At 69.2% G+C, this 15,648-nt stretch carries 11 protein-coding genes and 1 tRNA gene; 11 read left to right on the forward strand and 1 reads right to left on the reverse strand.

All coding sequences use genetic code 11. From position 1 onward, the window contains the following. Positions 1–10: 10 nt before the first annotated feature. The 3 genes from BN10_RS03660 (at position 11) to BN10_RS03670 (ending at position 3,085) form a co-directional block, all read left to right on the forward strand. Positions 11–706: a response regulator gene (locus tag BN10_RS03660; protein WP_010849812.1), complete on the forward strand. Its 696-nt coding sequence runs from the start codon at positions 11–13 to the stop codon at positions 704–706. 166 nt (positions 707–872) lie between these two features. Next, entirely contained in the window at positions 873–1,688 is an 816-nt protein-coding gene (locus BN10_RS03665) for an ABC transporter ATP-binding protein (protein WP_010849813.1), read from the forward strand. Next, a complete protein-coding gene (locus tag BN10_RS03670) occupies positions 1,685–3,085 on the forward strand; it encodes an FtsX-like permease family protein (RefSeq protein WP_010849814.1) in 1,401 nt (466 codons plus the stop codon). The genes BN10_RS03665 and BN10_RS03670 overlap by 4 nt, the downstream gene beginning before the upstream one ends. Positions 3,086–3,157: 72 nt before the next feature. On the opposite strand, the gene BN10_RS03675 is transcribed toward BN10_RS03670, so the two are convergent. Then, entirely contained in the window at positions 3,158–3,655 is a 498-nt protein-coding gene (locus BN10_RS03675) for a YajQ family cyclic di-GMP-binding protein (protein WP_010849815.1), read from the reverse strand. A gap of 65 nt (positions 3,656–3,720) precedes the next feature. Between BN10_RS03675 and BN10_RS03680 the strand changes: the two genes are divergently transcribed. The 8 genes from BN10_RS03680 to BN10_RS17675 all read left to right on the forward strand — a co-directional run bounded on the left by BN10_RS03680 (position 3,721) and on the right by BN10_RS17675 (position 15,647). Then, positions 3,721–3,801 (forward strand) — tRNA-Tyr (locus BN10_RS03680). Positions 3,802–3,963: 162 nt separating this feature from the next. After that, on the forward strand, positions 3,964–4,524 hold the full coding sequence (locus BN10_RS03685) for a nucleoside/nucleotide kinase family protein (RefSeq protein WP_010849816.1): 561 nt from the start codon (positions 3,964–3,966) through the stop codon (positions 4,522–4,524). 32 nt (positions 4,525–4,556) lie between these two features. Continuing rightward, entirely contained in the window at positions 4,557–5,216 is a 660-nt protein-coding gene (locus BN10_RS03690) for a DUF2461 domain-containing protein (protein WP_040752439.1), read from the forward strand. Positions 5,217–5,295: 79 nt separating this feature from the next. Then, the gene (locus tag BN10_RS03695; RefSeq protein ID WP_010849818.1) at positions 5,296–6,951 is read left to right on the forward strand and encodes a fatty acid--CoA ligase; all 1,656 of its coding nucleotides are present in this window, start codon (positions 5,296–5,298) and stop codon (positions 6,949–6,951) included. 46 nt (positions 6,952–6,997) lie between these two features. Next, positions 6,998–7,981 (forward strand): YihY/virulence factor BrkB family protein, encoded by a 984-nt coding sequence (locus BN10_RS03700; RefSeq protein WP_010849819.1) that lies wholly within the window; start codon positions 6,998–7,000, stop codon positions 7,979–7,981. 52 nt (positions 7,982–8,033) lie between these two features. After that, entirely contained in the window at positions 8,034–13,646 is a 5,613-nt protein-coding gene (locus BN10_RS03705) for an ATP-binding protein (RefSeq protein ID WP_010849820.1), read from the forward strand. Continuing rightward, on the forward strand, positions 13,643–14,248 hold the full coding sequence (locus tag BN10_RS03710) for an MOSC domain-containing protein (protein WP_010849821.1): 606 nt from the start codon (positions 13,643–13,645) through the stop codon (positions 14,246–14,248). Before BN10_RS03705 ends, BN10_RS03710 begins: the two co-directional genes overlap by 4 nt. Before the next feature lie 16 nt (positions 14,249–14,264). Beyond that, positions 14,265–15,647, forward strand: coding sequence for a nucleotidyltransferase family protein (locus tag BN10_RS17675; RefSeq protein ID WP_010849822.1), 1,383 nt, complete (start codon positions 14,265–14,267; stop codon positions 15,645–15,647). Position 15,648: the final 1 nt, after the last annotated feature.

Below are 15,648 nucleotides of genomic sequence, written 5' to 3' on the forward strand. Positions count from 1 at the left end.
GGGTGGGTCCATGGCCGAGTTGACCGACGCACTGGCGCCTGCGCACACGGTGCTCGTCGTCGACGACGACTTCCTCGTCCGTGAGGCCTTCAGGTCCTTCTTCGGGTCGCGCACCGATCTGGTCCTGGTCGGCGAGGCGGTCAACGGCAAGGAGGCGCTCACGGCCTACGAGGAATGTCGTCCGGACGTGGTCCTGATGGACCTCCAGATGCCGGTCATGAGCGGCATCGATGCCATCCGCGAACTGACCAGTCGCCGTCCGGAGGCCTGCGTCGTGGCGTTGACGACGTTCGGGGGTCTGGACTACATCCTCCCCGCGTTGCGCGCCGGCGCCGCCGGCTACCTCCTCAAGGACGTGGGTGCTGAAGGACTCGTCGAGGGCATCGCCCAGGCGCTCGCCGGGGAGATGCCACTGTCGCCGTCGGTGCGACGCGCTCTGGTGGGGTCGGTTGCGGCAGAGGGCATCCCGTCGAGCGATGGGGGATTGACTCCCCGCGAGGTCGAGGTGGTGCGCTGGCTGGCGCATGGGCTCGGCAATGGCGCGATCGCGGCGCGAATGTTCGTGTCCGAGGGCTCGGTCAAGCAATATCTCTCGCACATCGGCGCCAAGCTCGGGGTCACGTCGCGGACCCAGATCCTCGTGCGGTCGATCCAGCTCGGTGTCGTCGATGTCCATGACCTCCCTCCGGTTGCCGAGGACGAATGAGTCGCTGATCCGCTCGGTCGTGACGTTCACTTTCGGCCAGAATTCCCCGTTCTGGGCCGCTGCACCATTAACGATCGGCCAGTGATCATCGCAACCACTTCCTCGGGTCGCATCGGTTGGGCTCGGATGGGTGGTGTCCGATCCACCCGATGCAAGGGGAACCGTCATGACGATCACCATCGACCAAGCCGCACCCGTCGGCACCACGTCGACCCGACTCACCCGTCCCGCCCCGGGGCCCACCCTCCTGTCGGCCCGTGAGGTCACCAAGTCGTATGCCGTGGGGCGCCGTCGCGCCGAGATCCTCCACGGCGTCTCCCTCGGTGTCGCAGCCGGGGAGATGTGCGCCGTCATGGGCCCCTCCGGCTCCGGCAAGTCGACCCTGCTCTATTGCCTGGCCGGTCTGGAGCAGCCGACGACCGGGTCGATCGACCTGCTCGGTCGCAACCTGGCCACCGTCTCCCGTGGCGAGTTGGCGCGCCTTCGGCGCTCGGAGGTCGGTTTCGTCTTCCAGTCCTACAACCTCGTGCCCACACTCAGCGTCGGCGAGAATGTCGCGTTGCCCTGGCGTCTGCGCCGTCTCCTGCCGCCTCGCGACGCGATCCGGGAGGCGATGGCGACCCTCGGGATCGAGAGCCTGGCCAGGTCGCTGCCCATCTCGCTGTCCGGTGGTGAACAGCAGCGGGTGGCCCTCGCCCGAGTCCTGGCGCAGTCACCGCGCGTCGTCTTCGCCGACGAACCCACCGGCGCTCTCGACACGACCACCGGCCACGTCGTGCTCGACCAACTCGCGGCCATCGCGGCGGACCCGCAACGGGCCGTCCTGATCGTCACCCACGACCCGAATGTCGCCGCCCGGTGTGATCGCGTGATGTTCATGCGTGACGGTCGCCTCGAGCGACAACTGAGCACCCCGTCCGCCGCCGATGTTGCGCTCGTCATGGCTGAGCTCAGCGACGGCTCGACCTCCTCACGGTCATGAACCCGCTCCATCTCGCCGAGATCAGGGGAGCGCGCCTGGCGTGGGCCGCTGTCTCCCTGACGTTCATCGTGACGAACGCTGCCGCCGCTCTGGCGCTCCTCGTCTCCGGCAGTGCCGCGGCGGCGCACCCGGTCGGTCCCGACCAGGCGAGCGAGGTCGACTCCCTCGTGGCGCTCGGTGGCTTCAATGCAGTCCTGGTGGCTCTGGTCGCGCTGGCGGTCATCGGCTCGGCGACCCAACTCGTCGTGTCTTCGCGCCGCGGCGCCATTGCGCGGCTGGCCCTGGCGGGAGCCACGCCACGACAGGTCGTCGGCACCGTGATGACCCAGCTCGCGGTCGTCTCCCTCGCCTCGGCGATCGTGGGTGACGTGGTGGCCATCCTCAGCCTGGACCGGGCGTTGGAGTATGTGCAGTCCGACCCCGCCACCCCCATCATCATCGAGCCCCACGTGTCGGTGTCGATGCTGCTGCTCGCCAACGGCGGCTGCCTGCTCGTCGCCCTCCTCGGCGGGCTGCGCCAGTCCCTGCTCGCCTCGCGCATCCCACCGGTCGAGGCGCTGCGGGAGGCCTCGAGGCCGGCTCGGACCCGTGTGTGGGTGGTGGCTGTCAAGGTGCTCCTGTGCGCTGCTGGCATCGCCGGGAGTCTTGCGTTGGTCGCCGACCCCACCCTGATCGACGAAAGGGACCGGATGCAGGTCGTCCTCCAGGTCAGCCTGCTCCACCTCGTCCTGGCCGGCGCTCTGCTGTCCTCCGCGGCGCCGTTCACCGTGGCCTGGCTCGCCCGGGCCTGGACCGCGATGGTCCCGGTCCGCAGCGGCACGTGGCACCTGGCCCGCAACACGGTCGTTGCCAAGGGAGACCGGCTCGCCAAGTCGGTCGTCCCCGTCACGTTCACCGTCGGGCTCCTCATCGGCATGCTCATCATGGGCGAAACCCTCGTGGCCTCCTTGGCCGCGGGTGGCGCTCCGGTCGACGACTTCTCCTCCGAAGGCCTCGGCTCGTTGCTCGTCCTGTTGGGCCTACCCCTAGCCGTGTCGATCTCCGGTGCGGTCGGATCGCTCGTCATGATGACCCGGCAGCGGTCGGCCGAGTTGGCCCTCGACGGTGTGCTCGGCGCGACTCCCGCGCAACGGGCGGCCATCCCCGTGCTCGAGGCCCTCATCGTCACCATCACTGCGACCATGCTCGCCGCGGTCATGGTCGCGATGATGCTCGTGGTCCCCGTCCTGCACTTCGAGACCGTCCTGGGCGGTTTCGCCGTCGGCGTGCCGTGGCTCGTCGTGGTGCAGGTCGTCGGGGCCCTGGCCGCGGTCGTGGTCGCGGCGACCGCGCTACCGGCGACGCCCTCGCTGCGCCAGCCGGCGCCCAAGGTCATCGCCCGCCTCGTCGCCGACTGAGTGCGAAAGGCAGAGCAAAGGCGAGGTATGCCGGGAGGTGATCTCCCGGCATACCTCGCCTTTGTCTTGGGCTCAGCGGTAGTTGGTGAAGTTCACCGCGACGTCGAGGTCGGACTCCTTGAGGAGCTTCTGCACGGCCTGGAGGTCATCGCGGGACTTGCTCGTCGCGCGGATCGCGTCACCCTGGATCTGGGTCTTGACCCCCCTGGGGCCCTCGTCGCGGATGATCTTGTTGATCTTCTTCGCGTTCTCCTGGTTGATGCCCTCCTTGAGGGGCACGTCCAGCTTGTACTCCTTGCCGGAGAGGCGCGGTGCCCAGCCGTCGGGCAGGTCGAGATGCTTGAGGCTGACCCCGCGCTTGACCAGCCAGGTCTGGACCACGTCGAGGACGGCCTTGCAGCGGTCCTCGGAGTTGGCCTCCATCTTGATGACCTCGCCGGTCAGCTCGACGCTCGCGCCGACGCCCTTGAAGTCGTAGCGGTTGTGGATCTCCTTGGCGGCAGCGTTGACCGCGTTGGCGACCTCCTGCTTGTCGAAGGTGCTGACGATGTCCATGCTGGCGTCGGCCATGAGGGCTCCTTGCGGGTCGATTTATCGGTGCGGGGTCCGGCTTGCTATCCTTCCATGCGCACCAAGGCGGGTTGCCCGAGCGGCCAATGGGAGTGGACTGTAAATCCATCGCGAAAGCTACGAAGGTTCGAATCCTTCACCCGCCACCCAGTGCTCGAAAGGCCCGTGACCAGCAGGTATGCCGGTCACGGGCCTTTCGCACGCATGGGCGCACCTCAGGGGTGCGGCCTCCCGCCCCGATTGCACAATGTGGCCATGGACCTTGAGAGCCTGGTGGACCGCCTGGTCTCGAGACCGGGACGGATCGGGTGATCGTCGGCATCGCCGGTGCGCCGGGCGCCGGCAAGAGCACAGTCGCCGCGGCGATCGTGCAGGCCGCCCGGGAGCGAGGCGTGGCCGCCGCTCTGGTGCCGATGGACGGCTTCCATCTCGCCGACGCGAGCCTGCAGCGCCTTGGTCTGTCGGATCGCAAGGGGGCGCCCGAGACCTTTGATGGCCACGGCTACCTGGCCCTCTTGCGCCGCGTGCGAGTCGACCGCACGACGGTCTGGGCGCCGGGCTTCGAACGCGACCTCGAGCAGCCGATCGCCGGCGCCATCGCCGTCGATCCCGACGTTCGGCTGGTCGTCACCGAGGGCAACTACCTCCTCATCGATGCCGACCCCTGGCGAGAGGCGAGATCACTGCTCGATCAGGCGTGGTTCGTCGAGGTCGACGACGCCGTCCGTCGGGACCGCCTCGTGGCGCGCCATGTGGAGTTCGGCAAGGCCCGACAGGACGCCATCGACTGGGTCCAGCGGGTCGACGAACCCAACGCCCGGCTCGTCGCTGTGTCCCGATCACGCGCCGATCTCCTCGTCACCGGGTGACCCGAGTCGCGGCCCCTGCCAAGATCGGCACCATGACCTTCACCGGCTTCCCCGATGCGGCCTTCGAGTTCTATGAGGGACTGGAGGCCGACAACTCCAAGGCCTACTGGCAGGACCACAAGGCCATCTACGAGACCGCCGTCAAAGGTCCTCTCACGGCACTGCTCGACGAACTCGAGCCGGAGTTCGGCCAGGCCAAGGTCTTCCGCCCCCATCGCGACGTGCGGTTCAGCGCGGACAAGAGTCCCTACAAGACCCAGCAAGGTGCCTTCCTCGGAACCGTCGTCGGGGTGGCCGGCCACTACCTCGCAGTCGATGCCAACGGACTGCTCGCCGGCGGCGGCTTCCGAGCCCACGGCACGGACCAGACCAAGCGGATGCGCGCGGCGGTCGACTCCCCGGCCGGTGCCGAGCTCGAGCGCTTGGTCATCGACCTCCGCGCGGCGGGCTTCGAGATCGCCGGCGAGCAGGTGGCCACCACGCCGCGTGGATTCGCCAAGGACCATCCCCGGATCGAGCTGCTGCGTCACAAGGAGTTGATGGCGCTCAAGCGCTTCGGGGCGCCGGCCTGGGTCTCGACCACACGAGCCCGCTCCGAAGTGGAGAAGGCATGGCGCGCGCTGGGGCCGATCAACGCCTGGTTCGCCGAGCACGTCGGTCCCAGCACGCAGATCGGCCGGCCGCGGCGCTGATCCCTACCGTGAGCCGATCGTGAGGGGCAGGATGAGGCGACGGCGAGCCACGGCATACCGATGACGAAGGAGTCACCCGATGCGCAGCACGATGCAGGACGTCCCCCTGTCGATCACCTCGATCCTCCTCCACGGGACGACTGTCCACCACGACTCCGAGGTCGTGACGGCGACCGCCGACGGCACCCGCAGCCAGACGTATGCCGCGCTCGGCGAGCGCGCCGCCCGCCTCGCCAATGCGCTGCGCGCCCTGGGCATCGACGGCGATCAGCGGGTGGCGACCTTCATGTGGAACAACGCCGAGCACCTCGAGGCCTACCTCGCGATCCCGTCCATGGGTGCCGTCCTGCACACCCTCAACATCCGGCTCTTCCCCGAGCAACTGACCTACATCGCCGAGCACGCCGACGACAAGGTCGTCCTCGTCGACGACTCCCTCGTGCCGCTGCTGGCCAAGCTGCTCCCAACGTTCACGACCGTCGAGCACGTCCTCGTGGCAGGACCCGAAGCTGGTGCAGCAGACCTTGATTCGCTCCGCACGAGCGGCAAGCAGGTGCACCTCTACGACGATCTGCTCGCCGCCGCCGACCCGACCTTCGACTGGGTGGTTGCCGACGAGAACGATGCCGCCGCCATGTGCTACACCAGCGGGACCACGGGCCAACCCAAGGGCGTGGTCTACTCCCACCGCTCGGCACACCTGCACTCGATGGCCGTGTGCGCGGGCAACGTCGGCGGGCTCACCTGGCACGACCGGGTGCTGCCGATCGTCCCGATGTTCCACGCCAACGCCTGGGGCCTGCCGTATGCCGCGTTGCTGGCGGGCTCGTCGCTCCTCATGCCCGACCGTTGGCTCCAGGCCGAGCCGATCACGCGCTTCATGGTCGCCTCGCGCCCGACCGTCTCCGGAGCCGTGCCGACGGTCTGGAACGACGTGCTGGGCCACCTCGACCAGCTCGTCTCGGCCGGCACACCGGCGGACCTCTCGTCGCTCCGGCTCGTCCTTTGTGGTGGATCGGCCGTCCCGGTGAGCCTGCAGAAGGCACTGAGCGAGCGCCACGGCATCGAGATGCGTCAGGCCTGGGGGATGACGGAGACCTCGCCCGTGGCGTCGGTCGCGGCGGCACCGGCCGGCGTCGACGGGGACAGGATCTGGCGCTATCGCGGTGGCCAAGGTCGCCCCCTGCCAGGTGTCGAGGCCCGCATCATCGGTCCCGACGGGACGGCGCTGCCGCACGACCGTGAGTCGGTCGGCGAGCTCGAGGTCCGGGGTCCGTGGGTCACCGGTGGCTACTACAAGGACGCTGACCCGGAGAAGTTCCACGACGGTTGGCTGCGCACCGGTGATGTCGGGCACCTGGACGAGTTGGCCTACATCACCTTGACCGACCGCGCCAAGGACGTCATCAAGTCCGGGGGTGAATGGATCAGTTCGGTGGACCTGGAGTCCGCCCTGATGGGCCACCCGGATGTGGTCGAGGCTGCGGTCGTCGCCATTCCCGACGATAAGTGGCAGGAGCGCCCACTCGCCTCTGTCGTGGTGCGGGAGGGGGCCAGGGTGACGCCAGAAGCGTTGCGAGAGTTCCTCGGTGAGCACTTCGCCAAGTGGCAACTCCCCGACGCGTGGGCCTTCATCGAGGCCGTGCCCCGCACCAGTGTCGGCAAGTTCGACAAGAAGGTGCTGCGCAAGCAGTACGCCGACGGCGAACTCGAGGTCGTCGTGGCCAAGGCCTGACTCACAACGCAGCATCGGCGATGGCCGTGCGTGATGAGATGCTCCCATGAGCCTCGTGGACCGGTTCGACGCCTTTCAGCGGCGGCACCCGGTGATCGGCTTCCCCCTGGGCGTGATCTACAAGTTCTTCGATGACTCCGGTGGCTACCTCGCGGCCCTCATCACCTATTACGCCTTCGTCTCGCTGTTTCCGCTCCTCCTGCTCCTGGCGACGGTGCTGTCCTGGGTCCTGAGCAGCAGACCGGATCTCCAGGAGGAGATCATCGAGTCGGCACTCTCGCAGTTCCCGGTTGTCGGCGACCAACTGGGGAACCCGACCGCACTCAGCGGCGGCACGGCCGGCGTCATCGTCGGCGTTCTCGTGTCCGTCTACGGGGGACTGGGAGTCGGCAACGCCGTGCAGCACGCCCTCAACACGGTGTGGGCGATTCCACGCAACAGTCGACCCAATCCGATCACGGTGCGGCTGCGCAGCCTGGTGATCGTCCTGACCGCCGGACTGGCAATCGTCGGCACGACCACCCTGTCGACCCTCGCCGCGTTGCGTGTCGGGTGGTTCGGTCCTGCGGTGTCGATCACCATCACCCTGCTCGCCAACACCCTCGTGTTGCTGGGCGTCCAACGGTGGGCGGTCGCGCGCCGCATGCCGCCCACGGCGCACATCGCGGGCGCGCTCTTCGCCGCTGCCCTCTGGCAACTGATCCAGACCTACGGTGTCGTCTACATCGGGCGCATCGTCAAGGAGTCCTCGGTGACCAATGGCGTCGTGGGCTTCGTGCTCGGTCTGCTCGCCTTCGTCTATCTCGTCGCGGTCGCCTTCGTCCTGAGCGCCGAACTCAATGTCGTGCGCGCGCGTCGGCTCTACCCGCGCGCGCTGCTCACGCCGTTCACCGATGACGTGGATCTCACCGACGCCGACCGGCAGACGTATGCCGCGCAGGCCCGCTCGATGCGTACCAAGGGTTACGAGGAGATCGAGGTGACCTTCCGCCGCGACGGCGGCGGCCACGAAGACAGCGACGCCGTCTGACTTCTAGCGTCCGGCAAGTGGACGGCACACCAACCATCGTGCCGGACGCAGGATGCCAGGCCATCTCTTGCGTCCGGTGAGTGGACGCCAGAGCAACCACTTTGCCGGACGCAGGGTGATTACTCGCGAGTTACCCGGATCACATGACAGTCTGACGCGGGTGACCACGTTCTCGCGGATTGCCGTCGTCAACCGAGGTGAGGCCGCGATGCGCCTCATCCACGCCGTGCGTGACCTCAACGCCGCAACTCGACAAACCGGTGGTCACCAGATCGAGGTCATCGCCCTCCACACCGAGGGCGAGAAGCGGGCGATGTTCGTCCGCGAAGCCGATGTCGCCTACGACCTCGGACCCGCGGCCAACCGCCCGTATCTCGACCACGCCCTCCTCGAGCGCGCCCTCACGCAGACCCGCGCCGATGCCGCCTGGGTCGGCTGGGGGTTCGTCGCCGAGGACGCCGCCTTCGCCGATCTCTGCGCCCGGATCGGGGTGGCGTTCATCGGTCCGAGCGGTGAGGCGATGCGCAAACTCGGCGACAAGATCGGCTCCAAGCTGATCGCCGAGGAGGTCGGCGTTCCCGTCGCCCCGTGGAGCAAGGGCGGCGTCGAGACCCTCGGCGACGCCCTCGCCGTCGCGAACGACCTCGGCTACCCGCTCATGCTCAAGGCGACCGCGGGCGGTGGGGGCCGAGGCATCCGCAAGGTGTCGAGCGACGACGAGCTCACCGCGGCATACCAATTGACGAGGGAGGAGGCGCAGCGCGCCTTCGGCTCCGGCGTGGTCTTCCTCGAGAGCCTGGTGACCGGGGCCCGTCACGTCGAGGTGCAGGTCATCGCCGACGGGCAGGGCACCGCCTGGGCGGTCGGCGTCCGCGACTGCTCGGTGCAGCGCCGCAACCAGAAGGTCATCGAGGAGTCCGCGTCCCCGGTCATGACGCGCGATCAGGCGCAGCTGCTCAAGGACAGCGCCGAGCGCCTCGCCATCGCCGTCGGGTATGCCGGTGCCGGCACCGTCGAGTTCCTCTTCCAACCCCAGGACGGCACCTTCGCCTTCCTCGAGGTCAACACGCGTCTCCAGGTCGAGCACCCGATCACCGAGGAGGTGACCGGCCTGGACCTGGTCAAGCTGCAGATCCACGTCGCGCAGGGAGGGCGGCTGGAGGGCGAACGCCCGGCCGAGAACGGCCACGCCGTCGAGGCCCGCCTCAATGCCGAGGACCCGGATCGCGATTTCGCGCCGAGCCCGGGCCACATCAGCCTGCTCGAACTCCCGGCCGGCCCGGGCATCCGCGTCGACACCGGTGTCGGAGAGGGAGATTCGATCCCGGCCGACTTCGACTCGATGATCGCCAAGATCATCGCGTGGGGACGCGACCGGGACGAGGCTCTCGCCCGGCTGCGCCGCGCCATGGATGAGACGACCGTCGTCATCGAGGGCGGCTCGACCAACAAGTCCTTCATCCTCGACCTGCTGGCCCAGCCCGAGGTCATCGACGGCAGCGCCGACACCGGCTGGATCGACCGCGTGCGCGGCGAGGGCAGGCTGATCGCGCATCAGCACAGCGGCGTCGCTCTCGTCGCCGCTGGCATCGAGGCCTACCTCGATGAGGAGGCCGTCGAGCGCGCTCGCCTCCTGGAGACCGCACGGGGTGGCCGCCCGCAGGCCCAGCACCGCGTCGGCCAGTCGGTCGACCTCAAGTTGCGCGGTGCGGCCTACAAGGTCACCGTCCTGCGTATCGGGCCCCACCGCTTCCGCGTCGCCATCACCGGCGCCGGCACGGCCACGGTCGATGCCGATCTCGACGTGATCAACGACTATGCCAGCCGGATCCGCATCGGCGATCGCACTCACCGCCTCGTCACGGCCACCCACGGCCCGACCCAGCTCGTCGAGGTCGACGGGGTCACCCATCGCGTGAGTCGTGACGAGGGTGGCGTGTTGCGTTCTCCGGCGCCGGCACTCGTCGTCGCGACCCCCGCATCGACCGGCGACGAACTGGCAGAGGGCGCCCCGGCCATCGTCCTCGAGTCGATGAAGATGGAGACCGTCCTGCCCGCCCCCTTCGCCGGTGTCGTGCGGGAGGTGCTCGTGGCCGCCGGCCACCAGGTGGAGACGGGCGCGCCTCTCCTGCGGATCGACCCGGTGGTCGACGACGAGGGAGCGGAGGCCGCCCCGGCTGCCGCGGAGGAGTCGGTCGACCTCGACCTGGCCTACGAAGCGGCCGACGGCAGCGATGCGCTGGCGCAGGGTCGTGCCGACATCGAGGCGATGCTGCTCGGCTATGACGTGGACCCGCAGGACGACGGTGGCACCCTGCAGCGCTACCTCGCCGAGCGCGAGCGCCGCCAGGGCGACTCGGGACTGACGAGCGAGGAGCTCGACCTGCTCGAGGTCTTTGCCGATTTCGCCGAGTTGTCCCGCAATCGCCCGGTCGGTGACGACGAACACTCCGAGAACCAGGTGCACTCGCCCCGCGAGCACTTCCACACCTACCTGCAGAGCCTCGACGCCGAACGCGGCGGCCTGCCCGAGGCCTTCCGGTCCAAGTTGGCGCGGGTGGCCCGCCACTACGACGTCAGTTCGCTCGACCGGTCACCCGAGCTCGAGGCCGCGGTCTTCCGGATCTTCTTGGCCCAGCAACGCTCCACCCCCGATGTCCTCATCGCGACGGCTCTGCTGCAGGAGTGGATCGACGAGCCGCCGCCCTCCGGTGACCTCGGCGACCGCGCGCGCGACGTGCTCGATCGCCTGGTCGTGGCGACCCAGTTGCGGTTCCCGGTCGTCGGCGACCTCGCGCGAAGCGTGCGTTTCCGCTGGTTCGACCAGCCGGGCGTCGATGAGGACCGCTCGAGCGTCCTGGCCAGGGTCGGCCCCGAGATCGAGGCGATCGCTGGCCTGCCGACCGGGGACGAGCGCAGTGCGCGCCTCGATGCTCTGGCCGGCATTCCCGAGCGCATCGTGTCCTTCCTCGGGCGACGATTCGAGAACGGGCTGCCCGAGACCGAGCCGATGCTTGCTGTCCTCATCAAGCGGCACTACCACGAGCACGCCATCTCCGAGGTGGGCGAGACCCAGATCCACGGGCGACCCTTTGCCACCGCCGACTACACCCTCGACGGCCGCTACTCGCACCTGGTGAGCACCATCGCAAATCACGACGAGTTGACTCCCGACAGCGAGTTCACCGCCGACCTCACGGCGCAGGTCGAGTCGCGGGAGGAAGGGGTCGAGGGCGTCGTCGACCTCTACCTGCACTGGCCAGAGGCGCCCGCCTCCGATGACGAGGCGTCGGCTCAATTGGCCGCCACCCTGGCTGCCCTGCCGGTCACCCACACCGTGCGCCGCATCGCCGTCGGGGTGGCCCCGGGCGATGCCCGCGAGGTGGGCTACTTCACCTTCCGCCCCGCCGGGGATGGCGCGCTCACCGAGGACCTCCTCGTCCGCAACGTCCACCCGATGGTTGGGCGTCGCCTCAACCTCTGGCGGCTGCGCGACTTCGACCTGACCCGCCTCGAGGGGCCGACCGATGTCCTGCTGCTCAAGGGCCAGGCCAAGGGCAACGCCGCCGACCAGCGGCTCTTCGCGTTGGCCCAGGTGCGCCAGTTCAGCGTCGCCCGCGACGAGGCCGGCAACGTTGTCGCCCTCCCGCATCTCGAGCGCGCCATCGCGAACTGTCTCGAGGGGATCCGTCGCGCCCGGGCTGCGGCGGGGTCCGGCGGCGCCCGACTGGACATGAACCACGTGTGGTTGCACGTCTGGCCGCCGGTGTCGGCCGATCTCGACCAACTCACCGCCCTCGAGAGCCGGATCGCACCGATGACGGCCGGGGCCGGCATCGAGGAACTCCGGATCGAGGGGCGTCTGGCCGGAGCCGGCGGCTCGATCACCCCGATCGTCGTCAAGTTCCGCGCCCTGCCGGGCAGCGGCATCGTCACGACCTTCGAGGAGCCCGCCACCGAGCGCCTCGCACCTCTCGACGGGTATGCCGAGAAGGTCGTCCGCGCCCGGCGGCGCGGCTTGGTCTATCCCTACGAATTGGTGTCGATGGTGGCCGGCGGTGGAGGCACGGCCGTCGAGCACGACCTCGACGCGTCCGGGCGCCTCGTCCCCGTGGACCGGCCCTACGGCCAGAACACGGCAGGCATCATCTGCGGCGTCGTCACCACCCCGACCGGCTTGCACCCCGAAGGCGTGACCCGCGTGCTGCTCTGCGGCGACCCGCTGCGCAGCCTGGGATCGGTCGCCGAGGCCGAGTGCGCCCGGATCATGGCAGCGATCGACCTCGCCGAGGAGATGGGTGTGCCGGTCGAGTGGTTCGCGCTGTCGGCCGGTGCCCGGATCGCGATGGACTCGGGCACGGAGAACATGGACTGGATCGCCAAAGCGCTCCGGCGGATCGTCGACTTCACCCAGGCCGGTGGCGAGATCAACGTCGTCGTCGCCGGGATCAATGTCGGCGCCCAGCCCTATTGGAACGCGGAAGCGACGATGCTCATGCACTGCAAGGGCGTGCTCATCATGACGCCCGACTCGGCCATGGTCCTCACCGGCAAGCAGTCGCTCGACTTCTCCGGTGGCGTCTCGGCCGAGGACAACTTCGGCATCGGTGGCTACGACCGCGTCATGGGGCCCAATGGGCAGGCGCAGTACTGGGCGAAGGACCTCGCCGAGGCCTACGGCATCCTGCTCGAGCACTACGACCACACCTGGGTGGCGCCGGGGGAGGCCACGCCTCGCCGCGCCCAGACGAGCGATCCCACGGATCGTGACGTCACGGCATACCCCCACGACCCGAAGGACAGCGGATTCACCACGGTCGGCGACATCTTCAGCAAGCAGACCAACCCCGACCGCAAGAAGGCCTTCGACATCCGCACCCTCATGCGGTCGGTCACCGACCAGGACCACCCGATGCTCGAGCGCTGGGCAGGGATGGCCGATGCCGAGACCTCGGTGGTCACCGACGCCCACATCGGTGGAATTCCGGTGTGCCTCATCGGGATCGAGAGCAAGTCGGTCGCGCGCCGTGGCTTCCCGCCCACGGACGGCCCGGACAGTTACACCGCCGGCACGCTCTTCCCGAAGTCGAGCAAGAAGACCGCCCGCGGTATCAACGCCGCGTCCGGCAACCGGCCGCTCGTCGTGCTGGCCAACCTGTCGGGCTTCGACGGATCTCCGGAGTCGATGCGCAAACTGCAGTTGGAGTACGGCGCGGAGATCGGTCGCGCGATCGTCAACTTCAAGGGCCGGATCGTCTTCGTCGTCGTCTCGCGCTACCACGGCGGAGCCTTCGTGGTCTTCTCCAAAGCGCTGAACGACGACATGACCGTGCTCGCGGTCGAGGGGTCCTTCGCGTCGGTGATCGGCGGGGCACCGGCCGCCGCCGTCGTCTTCGCCCGGGACGTCGATGCGCGGACCGCCAAGGACCCGCGGGTCGCCGATCTGGAGGATCAGGTGCGCAATGCCGCCGGCTCGCAGCGCGCCGGTCTCGTCGCCCAACTCGACGAGACGAGGCAGGCGGTCCGCGCCGAAGTCCTCGGCCAGGTCGCCTCAGAATTCGACGGCGTGCACTCGATCCACCGCGCCGTCGAGGTCGGCTCGGTCGACGAGGTCATCGCTGCCCGGGACCTGCGACCACGGATCATCGCGGCGCTCGAGTCGTGACCACGCAGCGGCCGCGTGTCGTCGCCGTCAGCCGGGACGACCAGCATCGCTTCAGCAAGGTGCCGGTCGACATGATCGTGCTGGTCGAAGGGCTCGGGGTCGACGGCGATGCGCACTCGGGGACCACGGTCCAACACCTGTCCCGGGTCCGGCGTGATCCGACGACCCCGAACCTGCGTCAGGTCCACCTGATCCACGACGAGTTGCTCGACGAGGCCCGGGCGGCGGGGCACGAGATCGGGCCGGGATCGTTGGGGGAGAACATCCTCACCGCCGGAATCGACCTGCTCGGGCTCCCGACCGACACCAGACTCCACCTCGGTGAGGCAGTGCTGCGTGTCACCGGCCTGCGCAATCCGTGCCGTCAGATCAACGACCTCTCGCCGGACCTGCTCAAGATCTGCGTCGAGCGGGCCGATGGCGTCGCGACCGACAGCGATGTCGACCTCGGCCCCACGGGTGGAACGGTTTCGCGGGACGGACAGCCGATCCGACGCAAGGCCGGGATCATGGCCGTCGTCGAGCGCGGTGGCCAGGTGGTGCCGGGTGACGTGATCACCGTCGAGCTGCCGGATGGCCACGTGCCGCTGGAGCCGGTCTGATGGAGGACGACCGCTGATGACTGGCCCCCTGCGCGTCGAGGGTTCGACGGGTGACTGGATCCGCCCGCGACTGCTGCCCTGGGGCCGACACGGATGTCCCGCCGGGGCCGTGGTGCCAACCCGTTTCGACCGCATCGTGCGGGTGCTGCACCCGGCGGGCGACGGTCGCACCTGGGCGGAGGTGGCCGCGACCATCGACAGGGTCATGCATGGCCTGGTGCAGTGGGCGTGCATTTCGGAGACCTTCGACGGACGTGGTCGCTCGAGAGACGTGGATCCCGAGGAGGGCTCGATCCCAGCGGGGACCTTGGGCATGGTGCTCGACCACTGCCCCGCCAGCAGCGACGTCTTCCACGCCGTGTGGGACGGATTCGGCGCGTGGGAGGCGCCGGCTCGAGGCGAGCCCGATCAGCTGTCGCTGCCCCACCGCACCTATCGCGTGTTCACCGCACCCAAGGAGCCGGTGACGGCCTGGCCGGGTTTCAGCCCGCACTGGCCCCAGTCGGCAAACCTCATCTGGCCGGCGGACCACTCCTGGTGCATCGCCACCGAGATCGACTGGGACTTCACGCTCATCGCCTGCGCCGAGGAGGTGGCCGCAGTCCTCCTGGCCGATCCCCGGCTCGAAGCCTTCGCGGTGGCCGCCGAGGACGACCTGAGCTGGCTCGGCGACACGGTCAACCCCCGTCCCGCCTGGCTGGAGTCCATGGCGACGGCGCAACGCCCGGCCGAGCCACCCGCGACCGCCGTCACCCACGTCGCCGGCCTGGTCCTCGCGGCGGGGGCGGGCAGTCGCTACGGAGGGCCCAAGGCCCTCGTGCGGGACCCGGACGACGACCTCACCTGGGTGGAGCGGTCGGTATGCCGTCTCGCGGCATCCGGGGTGAGAGTCATCGCCGTCGTGGTCGGGGCCGAGGCAGACGACGTGAGTGAGATTTTGCTCTCCGGTGCGTGGGCGCGGGTCTGGTCGCCCCCGGAACCGGTCTCGGTCGTCATCGTCGACGCGGACGACTGGGCGGAGGGGATGGGGGCATCGCTGCGCGCCGGGCTCGACGCGATCGCCGACGCCTTCCCTGCCGAGATCGAGGCCCTGCTCGTCACCCTCGTGGACCTGCCCGACGTGACGAGCGAGGTGCATCGCCGCGTGATCCATTCCGCAGCCCATCAAGCCCCACACCGAGGCGAGTTGGCTGCGGGACTGTGGCGCGCGGCCTACGCCGGAGTGCCGGGGCACCCGGTGCTCATCGGACGCGACCACTGGGCCGGCGTCGCCACGTCGGCGACCGGCGACCGGGGGGCGCGTGAGTATCTGGCGACCAACCAGCCCCTTCTGGTCGAGTGCGGCGACCTCGCCTCCGGTCGGGACGTGGACACCCCGGGGGGTCGTGCGCAAGGGTGAC

This window comes from Phycicoccus elongatus Lp2 (genome assembly GCF_000367525.1).
Lineage (GTDB): Bacteria > Actinomycetota > Actinomycetes > Actinomycetales > Dermatophilaceae > Phycicoccus_A > Phycicoccus_A elongatus.

Coding starts and splice junctions, on each gene's coding strand:
- BN10_RS03665 (WP_010849813.1), top strand. CDS start 873: ATGACGATCACCATCGACCAAGCCGCACCCGTCGGCACCACGTCGACC.
- BN10_RS03690 (WP_040752439.1), top strand. CDS start 4,557: ATGACCTTCACCGGCTTCCCCGATGCGGCCTTCGAGTTCTATGAGGGA.
- BN10_RS03700 (WP_010849819.1), top strand. CDS start 6,998: ATGAGCCTCGTGGACCGGTTCGACGCCTTTCAGCGGCGGCACCCGGTG.
- BN10_RS03695 (WP_010849818.1), top strand. CDS start 5,296: ATGCGCAGCACGATGCAGGACGTCCCCCTGTCGATCACCTCGATCCTC.
- BN10_RS03705 (WP_010849820.1), top strand. CDS start 8,034: ATGCCAGGCCATCTCTTGCGTCCGGTGAGTGGACGCCAGAGCAACCAC.
- BN10_RS03675 (WP_010849815.1), bottom strand. CDS start 3,655: ATGGCCGACGCCAGCATGGACATCGTCAGCACCTTCGACAAGCAGGAG.
- BN10_RS03670 (WP_010849814.1), top strand. CDS start 1,685: ATGAACCCGCTCCATCTCGCCGAGATCAGGGGAGCGCGCCTGGCGTGG.
- BN10_RS03660 (WP_010849812.1), top strand. CDS start 11: ATGGCCGAGTTGACCGACGCACTGGCGCCTGCGCACACGGTGCTCGTC.
- BN10_RS17675 (WP_010849822.1), top strand. CDS start 14,265: ATGACTGGCCCCCTGCGCGTCGAGGGTTCGACGGGTGACTGGATCCGC.